13 protein-coding genes and 1 pseudogene are annotated in these 14,101 nt (G+C 62.4%); 7 read left to right on the forward strand and 7 right to left on the reverse strand.

The genetic code is table 11. The features are described 5' to 3' along the window. Positions 1-53: 53 nt before the first annotated feature. Together RAD10_RS34270 and RAD10_RS34275 are read right to left on the reverse strand one after the other, a co-directional pair. On the reverse strand, positions 54-1,538 hold the full coding sequence (locus RAD10_RS34270) for an efflux RND transporter permease subunit (protein WP_461620893.1): 1,485 nt from the start codon (positions 1,536-1,538) through the stop codon (positions 54-56). 69 nt (positions 1,539-1,607) lie between these two features. Then, positions 1,608-2,309: pseudogene (locus tag RAD10_RS34275) on the reverse strand (ATP-binding cassette domain-containing protein); the annotation flags it as partial. Positions 2,310-2,323: 14 nt separating this feature from the next. Between RAD10_RS34275 and RAD10_RS34280 the strand changes: the two are divergent. Continuing rightward, positions 2,324-3,607 (forward strand): class I adenylate-forming enzyme family protein, encoded by a 1,284-nt coding sequence (locus RAD10_RS34280; RefSeq protein WP_461620894.1) that lies wholly within the window; start codon positions 2,324-2,326, stop codon positions 3,605-3,607. Continuing rightward, positions 3,604-3,906, forward strand: coding sequence for an AMP-binding enzyme (locus RAD10_RS34285; protein ID WP_461620895.1), 303 nt, complete (start codon positions 3,604-3,606; stop codon positions 3,904-3,906). The genes RAD10_RS34280 and RAD10_RS34285 overlap by 4 nt, the downstream gene beginning before the upstream one ends. Positions 3,907-4,203: 297 nt before the next feature. On the opposite strand, the gene RAD10_RS34290 is transcribed toward RAD10_RS34285, so the two are convergent. The 4 genes from RAD10_RS34290 to RAD10_RS34305 form a co-directional block, all read right to left on the reverse strand. Further along, positions 4,204-5,181 carry a HEAT repeat domain-containing protein gene (locus RAD10_RS34290; RefSeq protein WP_461620896.1) on the reverse strand — a complete coding sequence of 326 codons (978 nt, stop codon included), beginning with the start codon at positions 5,179-5,181 and terminating at the stop codon, positions 4,204-4,206. Between the two features lie 2 nt (positions 5,182-5,183). Next, a complete protein-coding gene (locus RAD10_RS34295) occupies positions 5,184-5,417 on the reverse strand; it encodes a 4Fe-4S dicluster domain-containing protein (RefSeq protein WP_011085981.1) in 234 nt (77 codons plus the stop codon). A 34-nt stretch (positions 5,418-5,451) separates the two neighbouring features. Further along, a complete protein-coding gene (locus RAD10_RS34300) occupies positions 5,452-7,194 on the reverse strand; it encodes a fumarate reductase/succinate dehydrogenase flavoprotein subunit (protein WP_028143603.1) in 1,743 nt (580 codons plus the stop codon). 104 nt (positions 7,195-7,298) lie between these two features. After that, complete coding sequence (locus RAD10_RS34305; protein WP_104461017.1) at positions 7,299-8,072, reverse strand: ferredoxin--NADP reductase; 774 nt, start codon at positions 8,070-8,072, stop codon at positions 7,299-7,301. 191 nt (positions 8,073-8,263) lie between these two features. Here RAD10_RS34305 and RAD10_RS34310 point away from each other — a divergent pair, with 191 nt between their 5' ends. The 5 genes from RAD10_RS34310 (at position 8,264) to RAD10_RS34330 (ending at position 12,927) form a co-directional block, all read left to right on the forward strand. Further along, on the forward strand, positions 8,264-8,560 hold the full coding sequence (locus RAD10_RS34310; RefSeq protein WP_165637140.1) for a gamma-butyrobetaine hydroxylase-like domain-containing protein: 297 nt from the start codon (positions 8,264-8,266) through the stop codon (positions 8,558-8,560). Between the two features lie 225 nt (positions 8,561-8,785). Further along, on the forward strand, positions 8,786-9,562 hold the full coding sequence (locus RAD10_RS34315; protein ID WP_092261903.1) for a Crp/Fnr family transcriptional regulator: 777 nt from the start codon (positions 8,786-8,788) through the stop codon (positions 9,560-9,562). Positions 9,563-9,743: 181 nt separating this feature from the next. Beyond that, positions 9,744-11,165, forward strand: a complete 1,422-nt coding sequence (locus RAD10_RS34320; RefSeq protein WP_461620897.1) for an ABC transporter substrate-binding protein — start codon at positions 9,744-9,746, stop codon at positions 11,163-11,165. Continuing rightward, positions 11,162-12,058: an ABC transporter permease gene (locus tag RAD10_RS34325; RefSeq protein WP_461620898.1), complete on the forward strand. Its 897-nt coding sequence runs from the start codon at positions 11,162-11,164 to the stop codon at positions 12,056-12,058. The genes RAD10_RS34320 and RAD10_RS34325 overlap by 4 nt, the downstream gene beginning before the upstream one ends. Beyond that, a complete protein-coding gene (locus RAD10_RS34330) occupies positions 12,055-12,927 on the forward strand; it encodes an ABC transporter ATP-binding protein (RefSeq protein ID WP_461620899.1) in 873 nt (290 codons plus the stop codon). The genes RAD10_RS34325 and RAD10_RS34330 overlap by 4 nt, the downstream gene beginning before the upstream one ends. Positions 12,928-12,955: 28 nt before the next feature. Here RAD10_RS34330 and RAD10_RS34335 read toward each other — a convergent pair whose 3' ends face one another. Continuing rightward, positions 12,956-14,083, reverse strand: coding sequence for a mandelate racemase/muconate lactonizing enzyme family protein (locus tag RAD10_RS34335; RefSeq protein ID WP_461620900.1), 1,128 nt, complete (start codon positions 14,081-14,083; stop codon positions 12,956-12,958). Positions 14,084-14,101: the final 18 nt, after the last annotated feature.

Genomic DNA, 14,101 nt, shown 5'->3' on the forward strand with positions numbered 1-14,101 from the left:
CGGTGTGCATGCTCCAGACCGACCAGACGTTTGGCTTCAAATGGGTCACCGGTTCACGTAAGGCCTCTGCGAAGGCTTCTCCCGACCCAACGCTCGAGGTCGTCCATCACCGTGTAAAAGGCGGGCACGTACATCAAACTGAGGATCGTCGAGCTGAGGAGGCCGCCGATCACGGCGATCGCCATCGGCGCCCTTCGCTCGGCATCCGTTCCCATGCCCAGGGCTATCGGCAACATGCCTGCGCTCATGGCTATCGTAGTCATCACGATCGGCCGGGCTCGTTTCCGAGCGGCGTCCAGCAGAGCCTGCGTGCGATCAAGGTTCCCATCGCGCCTGGCCACGATCGCGTACTCGACGAGAAGAATCGAGTTCTTCGCCGCGATTCCCATGAGCATGAGCATTCCGATCATGACCGGCAACGACATCGACATCCGCGTCATCAGCAACGACCCCAGAGCGCCTCCGATCGATAGTGGCAGCGCCGTGAGAATGGTCACCGGCTGAACGAAGCCGTTGAAGAGCAAAGCGAGAACGACGAAGAGCAGAACGATGGCCGATCCAACCGCGAGCTTGAACCCATCGAACAGCTCCTGCATGCGTTCTGAATCGCCTGCAGGCTTGTAGAATACGCCTGCCGGCAGCCCCCTCATCGACGGCATCTCGGCCACCAAGTCCTCCGCCTCGCCCACCGTCAGGCCACTCAGTTCCGCTTCGACCGTCTCGCTTCTGGTGCGGTCGGTCCGCTCGATCTGGAGCGGACCCGAGCCAAAGCTGATATCGGCAATCGCGGACAACGGCACCGGCTTCTCGTAGGCAGGCACCAGCAGCAGCGACAGGCCTGCCATATCGGAACGAGCAGCGTCGTTCAGCAAGATGCGCACGGGGATCTGTCGCGCGCCTAGGCTGAACTTGGACAGGTTCTGGTCGATATCTCCGACGGTGGCAATATTGACCGTCTTGGCAATCACGGCCGTAGACACTCCAAGAAGAGCGGCCTTGTCCGCCTTGGGCGTAATCTGGAGCTCCGGTCGGGCGAAGCTGCTCATGACTCTCGCGCGGTGGAATCCCGTAGTGGTACCCATATCCTGGGCCAACCGACGTGCCGCATCGGCGAGCGCAGCGGCGTCATCGCTCGACAGGGATACCTGGATTTTCGCGCCGGAAGATCCGTCCTCGCCGAGGCGAATCCGAATGCCCGGAATGATCGAAAGTTGCCGCCCGATCGAGGCTTCGAACGCCTGTTGGGACAGAGCTCTCTCGGCCCTCGGAACGAGATTGATCGTAACGGTCGATCTTCTGACCTCGCCTACCGAGGTAGACAGGTCTCCCGGGCCGGAAAATGTCGACGTCTCGGTTCCGACCGCGGCATAGACGGACGCCACTTCAGGTCTCGTCCTGAGCAAAAACGCAACCTTCTGCGTGGCGGCGTCCGTTTCCTGCAAAGTCGCACCCGGCGCCAACTCCACGCTGAGCATCGTACGGCTTCGATCGGCCGCCGGCATGAAATCCGTCGGAAGGGATGGAATAAGGACGAGCACTCTTAAGCCTGCTGCGCCGCAGTCCTCCGGCCAGCGATGCTGGGCTTGCGTTCCTTCTTGGAGAGACCGCTAGTGGATCGCCGCGTACATGATCTTTTCTTCCGTCGCCTGTGACGCCGGCATTTCCTCCACGATCCGTCCGCCCCGCGCCACCAGGATCCGGTCGGAAACCGCGAGGATCTCCGGCAGATAGGAGGAAATCACGATGACCGCCTTGCCTTGCGCGGCGAGTGCGCGGATCGAGGCATGAATCTGCGGGATCGCGCCGACATCCACGCCTCTGGTCGGCTCATCAAAGATGATCAGCGACGGCTCCTGCGCCAGCGATTTGGCCACCACCACCTTCTGCTGGTTGCCACCGGAATATTCGACGATCTTCAAGCTGCGCTTGAGCGCGGAGATCGACAGCGCGTTGATCCAGCGATCGGCGATTGCCCTCCGTTCCCTGAACGAATAGAGCAGCCGGCGGCGCTTGGGCGAGGCGAGATAACCGAGATAGACGTTGTCGTCCACCGTCATCGTCTCGAAGAAGCCGTCGAGCTTGCGGTCCTCGGTGATGTAGACGATGCCGTCGCGCACGGCCTGTCGCGGCACGCGATAGCGCACCGGCTTGTCCCTGAGGTAGGTCAGTCCGCCGCGCAGGAAATTGCGCTTCCTTGCACCACAGATAATGTGAGCGATTTCGGTTCGCCCGGACCCGACCAAGCCGGCGACGCCAACCACCTCGCCCTCATAGACCGAGAATGACATGTTTTTGACGATGCTTCCCATTGTCACGATCGCAGTTGGACAGTGCAGCGGCGCACCGTCGCCCTGAAGTGCACTACGATGGCCGCACGATGCTTTGCTTCCCCGAACGGCCTGCCACGCTCGTGCAGATGTTTGGCGATCTCGTGCGCTGCTTCCCTAACAGACCGGCCATCGTCGAGGATCGCATCATCAGCTATCGCGAATTGGATGAGCTGGTCATGGCGATCAGCGCCAGGCTTGGTGTGACACAGGGCGACTGCGTCGCGTTATTTCTGGGCAACTGCTGGGAGTTCCTGACCTGCGTGATCGCCTGCAACCGGATCGGCGTCATCGTGGTGCCGATCGGCACGCGCCAGCGACAGGCGGAATTGACTTTCCTGCTCAATGATAGCGGCGCCAAGGCGCTGATCTTTGAGAGCGATCTCAGTGACGCCGTGCCTGCGCAGCAAGATGTGCCCTCGCTCACCCACCGATTCGTCATTCGCGGCGTAGCCCCCCATGCAAGGCCGTTCGAAGAACTGCTAGCGCCGCCCGGCCCCACGACCCAGGTCGAGCGTGTGTCGGAAGAAGATGTCGCCGTCATCCTCTATACGTCAGGCACCACGGGGCGCCCGAAGGGTGCGCAACTGACGCACCTTGGCATCATCCACTCCGCCCTCACCTTCGCGCGCTGTCACGGCTTGAACGAGACTGACCGCGCGCTGGTCGCTGTCCCGCTATCGCATGTCACCGGCCTGGTCGGTATCGCACTTTCGGCCATGATCGTTGGCGGCTGCGTCGTTCTGATGCGTCAGGCATTCAAGACGGGAGACTTTCTGGCTCTCGCGAGTCGCGAGCGGATCACATACTCGATCCTCGTTCCGACCATCTATACCCTTTGCGCGATGTTGCCGGAACTCGAGAATCACGACCTGTCTGCGTGGCGGATCGGCTGTTTCGGCGGTGCGCCGATGCCGGTTGCCACCATCGAGATGCTGGCGGCGAGACTGCCCCGCCTGGAACTGCTCAATGCGTATGGGGCAACCGAGACAACCTCGCCCGCAACCATCATGCCGCGAACGCAGTGGCGCGGACATATAGACAGCGTCGGAATGAGCGTGCCCTGCGGCCGGATCAAGGTCGTCGATGACAACGGTATCGAAGTTCCCAGGGGTACGCCGGGCGAGCTGTGGATCGCCGGACCGATGGTTGTCCCCGGGTATTGGCGGCGCCCCGATGCAAACCAAAGCGAGTTCGTCGACGGGTCTGGCGCTCAGGTGGCATCGGCACGATGGATACCGAGGGATTTGCGCGCGTCTTCGACCGCAAGAAGGACATGATCAACCGCGGCGGCTTCAAGGTGTTCAGCGCCGAAGTCGAGAATATCCTTTGCAGCCTCGATGGCGTGCTGGAATGCGCCATTGTCGGCCGGGCTGATCCAGTCCTTGGAGAGCGCGTCCATGCGATCGTCGTCGTTCCCGAAGGAAGCGCGCTTGCTGAGATGGACGCGAAGGCATTCTGCGCAGAGCGATTGTCGGATTACAAGGTGCCGGAAACAGTCACGTTGCGGACGATACCGCTACCGCGCAATGCAAACGGCAAGGTTCTGAAAGCCGAGCTGCGCGAGAGCAAGACATGAAACTGACTTGATTGTCAGGGGCCTGCATATCTTGAGACGCCTGCTGACATTGGCTGTCGGAAGATTTTTTCTTGATCTCCCGGTGCACACGTCGTGCACCCGCCGCATTCTAACGAATTGAAAAACTTGAGCTCTCGCTCCAATCCATCACGGGGGCTGCGGGAAAACGCCCAATGGCTAGAATGAGTTGTCGGGGCCATGCAAGGTATTCAACAGGCGGCAAGTGCTTGAGTTTACCCAGCGTGTGTCGCGACCTGGCACAACGGTACAACAAAAGTTGTACTGGCCCTCTCCGCCCTACGGCCCCGCCTTCCCCTTGCGCGCGGCGATCTGCTGGAGCGCCCAGCGCGCGTTCTTGCGCACGTCAGGATCGGGATCGTTGGCGATCACCACGAGGTATGCCTCGCCTTCGGGAGCGGCGATCTCGCCGAGCGCGGCAGCCGCCTCCTTCCGCAAATTCGCCTGCTCATGGTTGATGCAGTTACCGATCGGACGCAGGGCGCGCTCGACCTTCATCTTGCCGAGGCTGCGGATCGCCTTGAGCCGCACCTGCCAAAACTCGTCGGCAAGTGAGACGATAAGCTGATCGGCGGCGAGCGAACCATTGACGTTGAGCCCGAGCGTCTCGGCTGCCATCTCCCGGACCATCCAGTCGGCATCCCTGAGTGCGCGGGTGATCGTCTCGGCCGCCGGCTTCATCTGCGAGAAGGCGAGCGCGCTCACCGCGGCGCGGCGCACATGGGCGTCGGGATCATGGATCAGCGCGGTGAGCGCCGGGATCGACTCTTCGAGCTTCAGGAAACCGATGACGCCGATCGCCTGCACGCGGACGGCCGCGTCACCATCCTGGAGCGCTTCCAGCGCGGGCTTCAGCGTGTCCTTGCGGCGCAACTCCTTGAGCGCGCGCAGCGCGCCCATGCGGACGAATGCGTGAGCGTGCTTGACCAGCGGCAGGATGATTTCGGCGCAAGCGGGGTCCTTGAATTCGGCCAAACTGTCGGCTGCTGCCGAGGCCACGATCCGCTCGGGATCGATAAGCAGCTTGACGAGTGCACTCGCCGCCTCCTGCCCGTCGAACTCGCCGAGCGCCATCGCGACCTGCTGGCGCACGCCGGCGTCGGGATCTGACACCATGTTGGCGAGATGCGCGACCGCGGCCTGATCGCCGGAATGGCCGAGCGCGATGATGGCGACGCGCCGCTCGGCCGGATCTGCGGCTTGCAACCGCTCGTCGGCATCTTCGAGATCGTCATAGGATTCGAACGGGCTCGACATGACTACCTCAAGAGATAGGGAATGTTCACGGTGACGGCACCGGTCGGGCAATCGGCCTCGCAGGGCATGCAGTACCAGCACTCGTCATAGGCCATGTAGGCCTTGTTGGTCATTTCGCTGATGCGGAGTACGTCGAGCGGACAGACGTCGACGCAGACGGTGCAGCCCTTGTCGGCGATGCATTTGGCGTCGTCGACGACCACCGGAACCGATGTCTGATAGGACGCGAGAGGCATCGTTGATCTCCTGTTGCTTGTCGTTGGCGATGGATCAGGCGGTCGCGCGGATGCGCTGCTTGTCGTAGAGGTCCTTCTCGTCGTCCGCGATCGGGACGACATAGGGCTCGACCGCGCGCTTCTCACTGGTCATCCTGCCATTCTGTTTGCTCAGCAGCGTGTGGCAGAACCAATTCTCGTTGTCCTTCTCCGGGAAATCGGTGCGCCAGTGGTAGAGGCCCCAGCGGCTCTCCTCGCGATACAAAGAGGCATGTACCGCCATGTCGGCACAGTCCATGATCGACTGCACTTCGAGCGCGCGGAGCAGCTCGTGTGCGTTACGGGCGATCATATGCTCCTGCATGTCTTGCCGCGCCTCGGCGAGGCGGCGCATGCCGAGCTCGTATTTGCGCGTGACCTTCGGCGGCTGGAGATAGTCGTTGACGAGGCGCCGCGTCTTGTACTCGACCTGGTTCGGCGGAATGCCGTCCTCGCGCCTGGTCGGCGCCATCACGCGGTCGCGCTCCCTGGCCACGTCGGCGGCATCGAACTCCGCGAAGTCGTGGCTGTCGGCGAACTCCATCGCGTCGATGCCGGCCACCGCGCCGTTGGTGAAGGCGCCGAGCATGTAATTGTGCGGCACGCTCGCCATGTCGCCGGCGGCGTAGAGGCCGGGCACGGTGGTGCGCGCATTGTCGTCGACGAACACGCCGGAGGCGCTATGGCCGGAGCAGAAGCCGATCTCGGAGATGTGCATCTCGATCGAATCGTTACGGTAATCGACCCCGCGTCCCTGCTGGAACAGGCCACGCGTCGGCCGCTCCACCTTGTGCAGCGTGGATTCGATTTCCGAGATCGTATCCGGGTGGAGATGCTTGAGCTGGAGGAACACCGGGCCCTTACCCGACAGCAGCTCGTTGTAGAATTCGAGCATCATCTGTCCGGACCAGTAGTCACATTCGATAAAGCGCGATCCCTCGTTGTTGGCGGTAAAGGCGCCGAAGGGACCGGCGACATAGGCGCAGGCGGGACCGTTGTAATCCTTGATCAGCGGATTGATCTGGTAGCATTCGAGGTTCGCAAGCGCGGCGCCGGCGTGATAGGCCATCGAATAGCCATCGCCGGAATTGGCAGCATTCTCGTAGGTTCCGAACATGTAGCCGGAGGTCGGCAGACCAAGGCGGCCGGCGGCGCCCATGCACAGGATGACGGCCTTGGCTTTGATCACCAGCATCTCTGCGGTACGCGTATTGACGCTGACCGCGCCAGCGATGCGCCCATCTGCCGACTTGAGCAGACGCGTCGCCATGTAGCGATTGGAGATCAGGATGCGGGCGCGCCGGAGCTGGCGGTAGAGCGCCTTTTTCACTGTCTCGCCGTTCGGCATCGGCAGCACGTAGGTGCCGATATGATGCACCTTCTTGACGGCGTAGTCGCCGTTCTCGTTCTTCAGGAAGCGGATGCCGAAGCTGTCGAGCTCTTCGATGATGCCGTAGCAGTTCTGCGCGTACTTATAGACCGCCTTCTGGTCGACGATGCCGTCATTGGCGATGGTGATTTCCTTGGTGTACTGCTCCGGTGTCGCATAGCCGGGGATGACGGCGTTATTCAAGCCGTCCATGCCCATCGAGATCGCGCCGGAGCGCTTGACGTTGGCCTTTTCGAGCAGGACGACATTGGCCTTCGGATTCTTCAGCTTCGCCTTCAGCGCAGCCATCGGGCCGGCCGTGCCGCCGCCGATGACCAGCACATCGCAGGAAACCTCCGAAAGTCCGTCGACGATCTGATCTAGTGCCATCGCTTGCTCCTGGTTCGCCGGCATCTCCGGCGCCTTTGCATCAGATTTGTTCAGAGGGCGTCGCGGCGATAGCAATTAGTTGTCGCCGGAACGCGATTTGCGCCTCAGCGCTCGACGAAGGCTTTCTCGATCACGAAATGGCCGGGCTGGCTGTGGTTTCCTTCGACGAAGCCGTGCGCAGAGAACATCGCGGGGAGCTCCTCCAGCATCGCCGGGCTGCCGCAGAGCATGATGCGGTCGGTCTCGATATCGAGGCTGCCCTGCCCGATATCGTCGAAGAGCTGGCCCGAGGCGATCAGATCGGTGATGCGGCCACGATTCCTGAACGGCTCTCGGGTGACGGTCGGATAGTAGACGAGCTTGTCGCGGATCAGCGGTCCGAAGAACTCGTGATTGCGGAGGCCTTCGACCACGTGCTCGCCATAGGCGAGCTCAGAGACTTGGCGGCAGCCATGGGCGAGCACGATCGTCTCGTAGTTCTCGTAGACGTCGGGGTCCTTGATCAGGCTGGCGAACGGCGCGAGCCCGGTGCCGGTCGAAAGCAGCAGGAGGCGCTTTCCCGGAATGAGGTTGCCGGTGATCAACGTCCCCGTCGCCTTGCGACCGACCAGGATGATGTCGCCTTCTCTGACCTTCTGGAGGCGCGAGGTCAGCGGACCGTCCTGCACCTTGATCGAGAAGAACTCGAGCGCTTCCTCGTGATTGGCGCTCGCCATGCTGTAGGCCCGCATCAAGGGCTTGCCCTCGACCTCCAGCCCGATCATGGCGAACTGGCCGTTCTGGAAGCGAAAGCCGGGATCACGCGTCGCCGTGAAGCTAAACAGGGACTCGGTCCAGTGCCGGACCGACAAAACCGTCTCTTTCTGAAATGCGCTCATCCTCGTCTCCGTGCCTCGATCGCGCACAAGGTTTCGGAGAGACGGGAATCCGGCAACGCGGAAGTGAAATTCCCGGTCGATTAGTTTCACATTTCGCGGGCGATGATCGGAGAGCAGCCGGCGTTGGCAACTAGTTGCTATTCGCACTCGTCTGCGACGCCGTAGAAGAGGGTCGGAGATACGTCATGACCATGACCTTGGTAGTACCGACCGTGGCCGACTACGAAGCGAGCGCCGATCTGGCGACGCTCCTCGTCCGCACCACACTGGACGACGCGCTGAGCGTCCCTGCCGAAAAACTTCGCCTCTCCTGCAAATGCGCCCACTGCACCCGCGCCCGCTTCGACGGCCGTTTCCCCGAGCACTTTCCCGGTATCGCCATCACCGAGATCGGCGACCTCGGCTATGGGCTGAACATCTCGTTTTCGGACGGGCATAACAGGGGAATTTATCCCAAGCCGTATTTGTTGAGTTTGGCGGGGAGATAAGCCCTCGGCCGCTCCTCTTGCTCCACTGTCGTTCCCCGCGAAAGCGGGGAATCCAGTACGCCGCGGCCCCTCAGTATCCCACTGACGTCTCTGGAATACTGGATCGCCCGCCTTCGCGGGCGATAACAGCGGAGTAGTTGGCGCCGACATGCCACAAACGAACCGCGCCCCCATCTGGCACGGACATTGCTCCTCTTTAGAACGATTTGAACGTTCCGGAGGCAGATGATGTTGCAGGCGGCGAATGCGGTTCGCGGGGCTGTTCCCCCGGCAGTCCGGCCTGCAGGCAGCTCCTCGCTGCTGCTCACCGAGAACCAGCAATGGATCGGCGGGCCCCCGCCGCTGATGGACAAGCTCTCCCCGCGAGAGCGGGAGCAGGTGCTGAAGCAAGGCCGCCGAAAAGTGCTCAACCGCGGCCAGACGCTGTTCAGCCAGGGCGGCAAGCATGACGGCATCTGGCTGATCGAGAGCGGCCGTATCCGGGTGTTCTACACCTCCCCACTCGGGCGCGAGATCACGCTGGCCTATTGGCACGTCGGAAATTTCGTCGGCGGGCCAGAAGTGTTCGAGGGCACCGTGCATCAATGGTCCGGTGTTGCGTCCAGCAATTGCAGCGTCGTGCATCTTCCCGGAAAGGAGCTGCGGTCGCTTGCCGTGGAGATCCCGAACCTTGCGATCGGCCTGATCGAAGGCCTGACGTTCAAGGGCAAATGCTATTCGGCTCTCGCCCAGATGCTGGGAACGCGCTCGATCACGCAGCGCCTTGCGCATCTGCTGCTGCACCTCGTCGAGCTCTATGGCGTCGAGGACGCCGATGGCAGGGTGATCGCGGCCGCCTTCACCCATGCCGACATTGCGCACATGGTCGGTGCCACCAGGCAATGGGTCACGATCAGCCTGAAGCGGATGCAGGAGAAGGGAATCGTGCAAACCAAGCGGTCACAGATCGTGGTCTGCCGGACGGACGTGCTGGAGGAGATGCGCGGCCACGCATCCGATTGACCGAATTTGCGACCATCGCCCCTGCACAGGCAAGCGGCTTTATAGTGCAGAACTGCTCAAGGAGTATGCAATCAGCTTTTCCCGGCAACTAATCGACTGCAGCGCTCATTCCGGATTTGCCCTGTCCGGGCCCTCACCCAATCATGGCAACCACAGCACATCCAACCGAATGAGGATGAGAATGGTCCGCCGTCTTTCCACGCTCTCGATCACGACGTCGGTGACGTCGCTGGCCCTTCTGGTCGCGCAACCGGCCTCGGCGGAAACCGTCACGCTTGGCATCGGAACGCAGGATACGACAACCAACACGGTGACGGCCGGTGTCGTCATCCGCCAATTGCACCTGCTCGAGAAATATCTGCCGAAAGACGGCAAATACAGCAACATCAAGTTCGAGCTGGAGTGGCAGAACTTCACCTCCGGCCCACCCGTCACCAACGCGATGATGGCGAACAAGCTGCAGATCGGCATGATGGGCGACTATCCGCTGATCGTGAACGGCTTCACCTTCGAAAGTAACCCCGAAAGCAGGAGCCGGCTGATCGGTATCGCCGCCTACAGCCTGTCCGGCTCCGGCAACGGCATCGTCGTTCACAAGGACTCGCCCTATTACGATCTCGCCGATCTCAAGGGCAAGCTCGTCAGTGTACCGTTCGGCTCCGCCGCCCATGGCATGGTGCTCAAGGCGATGCAGGACCGTGGCTACACGTCCGACTTCTTCCAGCTCGTCAGCCAGAGCCCGGAGGTCGGCTCGACCAATCTCCAGGAAAAGAAGATCGACGCGCATGCCGACTTCGTTCCCTTCGCCGAGCTGCTGCCGTTCCGCGGCTTCGCGCGGAAGATCTTTGACGGCGTCGAGACCAACGTCCCGACCTTCCACGGCATCGTGGTCCGCACCGATTTCGCCGATAAATACCCGGAGGTCGTGACCGCCTATCTGAAGGCGGTCATCGCCGCCAATCAGTGGCTGCGCGACGATCCCAAGCTGGCCGCGGAAAAGATCCAGGAATGGACCGGCATCAGCAAGGAAGTGGTTTACATCTTCCTGGGGCCCAGCGGCAATATGACCACCGATCCCACGGTCAAGCCTGCGTTGATCGACGCCGCCACCGCCGACGTCAAGGTTCTGCAAAATCTCGGCCGGATGAAGGAATTCGATCCGAAAAAATGGGTCGACGATGGCTATATCCGCAAAGCCTATGCCGAGATGAAGCTCGATTACGACGCGCAGCTCGCGAGCACCAAGAATTACGAGATCGCCGGCGAAGACGCCTTCTGCAAGAAGCCGATCACCGATCCGCGCAAGGCCGGCGAGGTCTGGGTGGATGATGCCGGCATCATGCCGTTTGCGTCCGCGGCGTGCACCTTGGGGGCCTATGCAGACTTCAAGGCCAAGGGCAAGAAGATCAACGTCGCCTACGTCTTCGACACCACGCGCGGCATCAAGCTGTTCGCCGACCAGGCCTTCTTCGCCGTCGGCGATGGCGACGTCGCGCCGTTCCTGCTGAAGAAGGACGCCGAAGCCTATGCCGCCAAGATCGGCGGCAAGGTGCTGGGCTTCGACGACGCGGTAAAGGCGGCGGTCGGCGGAGGCAAGACGTGAGCAGTCCCGCCATCCTCAGACATCCCGAGGACAGCATGCCGGCAACAGCCATTGCAGAGGCGGGGCCGGAGCCCGTCGCCACCCCGCCCTCCTTCGGCACGCTCGCGCTGCGCTGGTACCGACTGAACCGCAGCGGCCTGCGCGCGATCGCGATCGGCATCACCTCGCTGCTGGCATTCCTCCTGGTCTGGCACCTGCTCACGACCTATCGCGTCGTGTTCTTCGTGCGCTTCACCAATGTGCCCTCGCCGCTCGCGGTCTATGCCAGCTTCACCAAGGCGATCCACGATCCAAAATTCCTGATGCACATCCTCTTGAGCTGCCGGCGCATCCTCGTCGGCTTCTCCCTCGCAGCCATCGTCGGGGTGCCGCTCGGTCTCGTGATGGGCCGCTTCAAGCTCGTCCATGAGATCATCTTCCCGGTCGCCGAAGTGCTGCGACCGATCCCGGCAATCGCTTGGGTGCCGATGGCGATCATGCTGTGGCCGACCAACGAGCAGAGCATCGTCTACATCACCTTCCTCGGCTCGTTCTTTCCGATCCTGGTGAATACACTTCACGGCATGACGCTGGTCGATCCCGTGCTGGTGCGCGCTGCGCAGTGCCTCGGCGCGCGGGAGCGCTCGATCTTCCGGGAGGTGTATTTTCCGGCGTCGCTGCCGCACATCTTCACCGGTCTTACGGTCGGCATGGGCGTAGCCTGGGTATCGCTGATCGCGGCCGAGATGATCTCGGGCCAGTACGGCATCGGCTACTTCACCTGGGAGGCCTATTCGCTGGTCCAGTACGCCGATATCGCGCTCGGCATGATCGCAATCGGCGTTCTCGGCCTGGGATCGAGCCTGCTGATCCGGGGCGCCGGACAATTGGTGATGCCGTGGAGAGCGAAATGAGCGAGATCCCCGCCAAGGCACCGCAAGGCCATATCGAAGTCAGGAGCTTTTCCCTCAGCTATGACAGCATCGAGGGACCGGTCCAGGCCGTCACCGATACGCAGATCCATGTGAAGCCGGGCGAGTTCGTCTCGATCGTCGGGCCCTCCGGCTGCGGAAAATCGACGCTGCTCAATGCGGTCGCGGGCTTCCTCAAGCCGACCACCGGTATTGTCACCGTCGACGGCGAGCCTGTGAGCGGACCCAGCGCCGAGCGCGGCATGGTGTTCCAGCAATATTCGCTGTTCCCCTGGAAGACGGTGCGGGAGAACGTCGAGTTCGGGCTGAAGATGCGCGGCATGCCGCGCTCGCAGCGTGAGCGCGCCGCCCGGACGCTGCTCGGGCTGGCGGGCCTGGAGGCCTTCGAGAAGCACTATCCGGAAAAGCTCTCCGGCGGCATGAAGCAGCGCGTCGGCATCGTCCGCGCGCTCGCGACGGGGCCGAAAGTGCTGTTGCTGGATGAGCCCTTCGGTGCACTCGACGCCCAGACCCGCGTCATCATGCAGCAGATCCTCACCAACATGTGGCAGCGGCTGAAGATCTCGGTGCTGTTCGTCACCCACGACATCGACGAGGCGATCTTCCTCTCCGACCGGGTCTACTGCATGACCGCGCGCCCCGGCTCGATCAAGGCGGAGATCCCAATTCCGCTGGAACGGCCGCGGCAGCAATCGATGATGATGTCCTCGGAATTTTTGGCGCTGCGCCGCGGGCTGATGTCCCTGATCCGCGAGGAAAGCCTGAAGGCGATGGGCGGCGAGATCAACGACCTCGGCATGCGGGGATTGAACATCGAGCTGCACGGCCAATCTTTGGCCGAGGTACTTTAGGCGAAGAACACCCGAAACCCGCACTGGTCTAGATGCTGCGATAGCGCTCGATAGCTGAGAGATCCGGCACTGTTCCGAGCCCCGGGTCGTCACTCAGCTGAACCGTGCCTTCGCGCACGTCGACCAGGGAACCGCAAAACAAATCGCGCAGCGGATTGTCGTTGGCGTCGACCTCCAGCCAGCCATCTCCTCCGATGCCGGCCATCAGATGAGCCGAGGCAAGAAGTCCAATGCCGCCGCCGAGATAGTGTGGGCAAAACGTCTTGCGCACGTCGAGAATGTCACGCGCCAGCCCGGCACAGACCGTGAGCCCGCCCCATTTCGCGATGTCCGGCTGAACCACGCCGAGCACGTCCTCGGTCAACACCTGCCTGAAGCCTTCGGCGCTTGAAATGTTCTCGCCGGCGGCAATCGGCATGTCCGCGCCTGCCCGCAGTCTTAGCCATTCTCCGCGTGGCCGATCGGCGCGGATAGGCTCTTCCAGCCAGCGCAGGTCGAACCCGCCAAGCCGATCCAGCATCTGAAGCGCCTGTTCGACCGACCAGCCCTGATTGGCGTCCGCCGCAAGCATGCCCGCGCCGACGATCTGGCGCAGGGCCACGAGATTGGCGAGGTCGGTGTCGGCGCCGAATCCGACCTTCAACTTCAACGCGCGATGACCTCGCTCGAGTGCGGCTTCGGCCGTCTGCGTGGCTCCGCCGGGATTGATGCCACTGGCATAGACCTTGATTGTGCTGCCGTGCCCACCAAGCAGCCGCCACAGCGGCAAGCGCCGACGGCGCGCCGAGAGGTCCCATAGCGCGAGATCGATGCCCGCGATCGCCTGCGCAAACGGACCGGGTTCGCCGCATTGCAGCGCCAGCACTTCAGTGCCCCTCGTCAGGCTCTCGAAGGCTTGAGCCGGACCGTCGAACCTGCGCCCGACGAGACCGGGCGCGAGCACCTCGTTCACGAGCCGCGCACGATGCTCCGCACCGGGCGCAGGGAAATTCGACCAGGCCTCGCCCCACCCCTCGACGCCATCTTCATCGACGGCGCGAATGAAGACGGCGGGGCGGTTGAGCATGCGGCCGAACGACGTCACCACCGGCGTCGCCAACGGATAGCGATAGCAGAACGCTTCGATCGAGCGGATAGTGAAGCTGTCAGACGTCATGTTGCAGATCCTGCGATC

It is taken from the genome of Bradyrhizobium sp. 23AC (assembly GCF_054863025.1).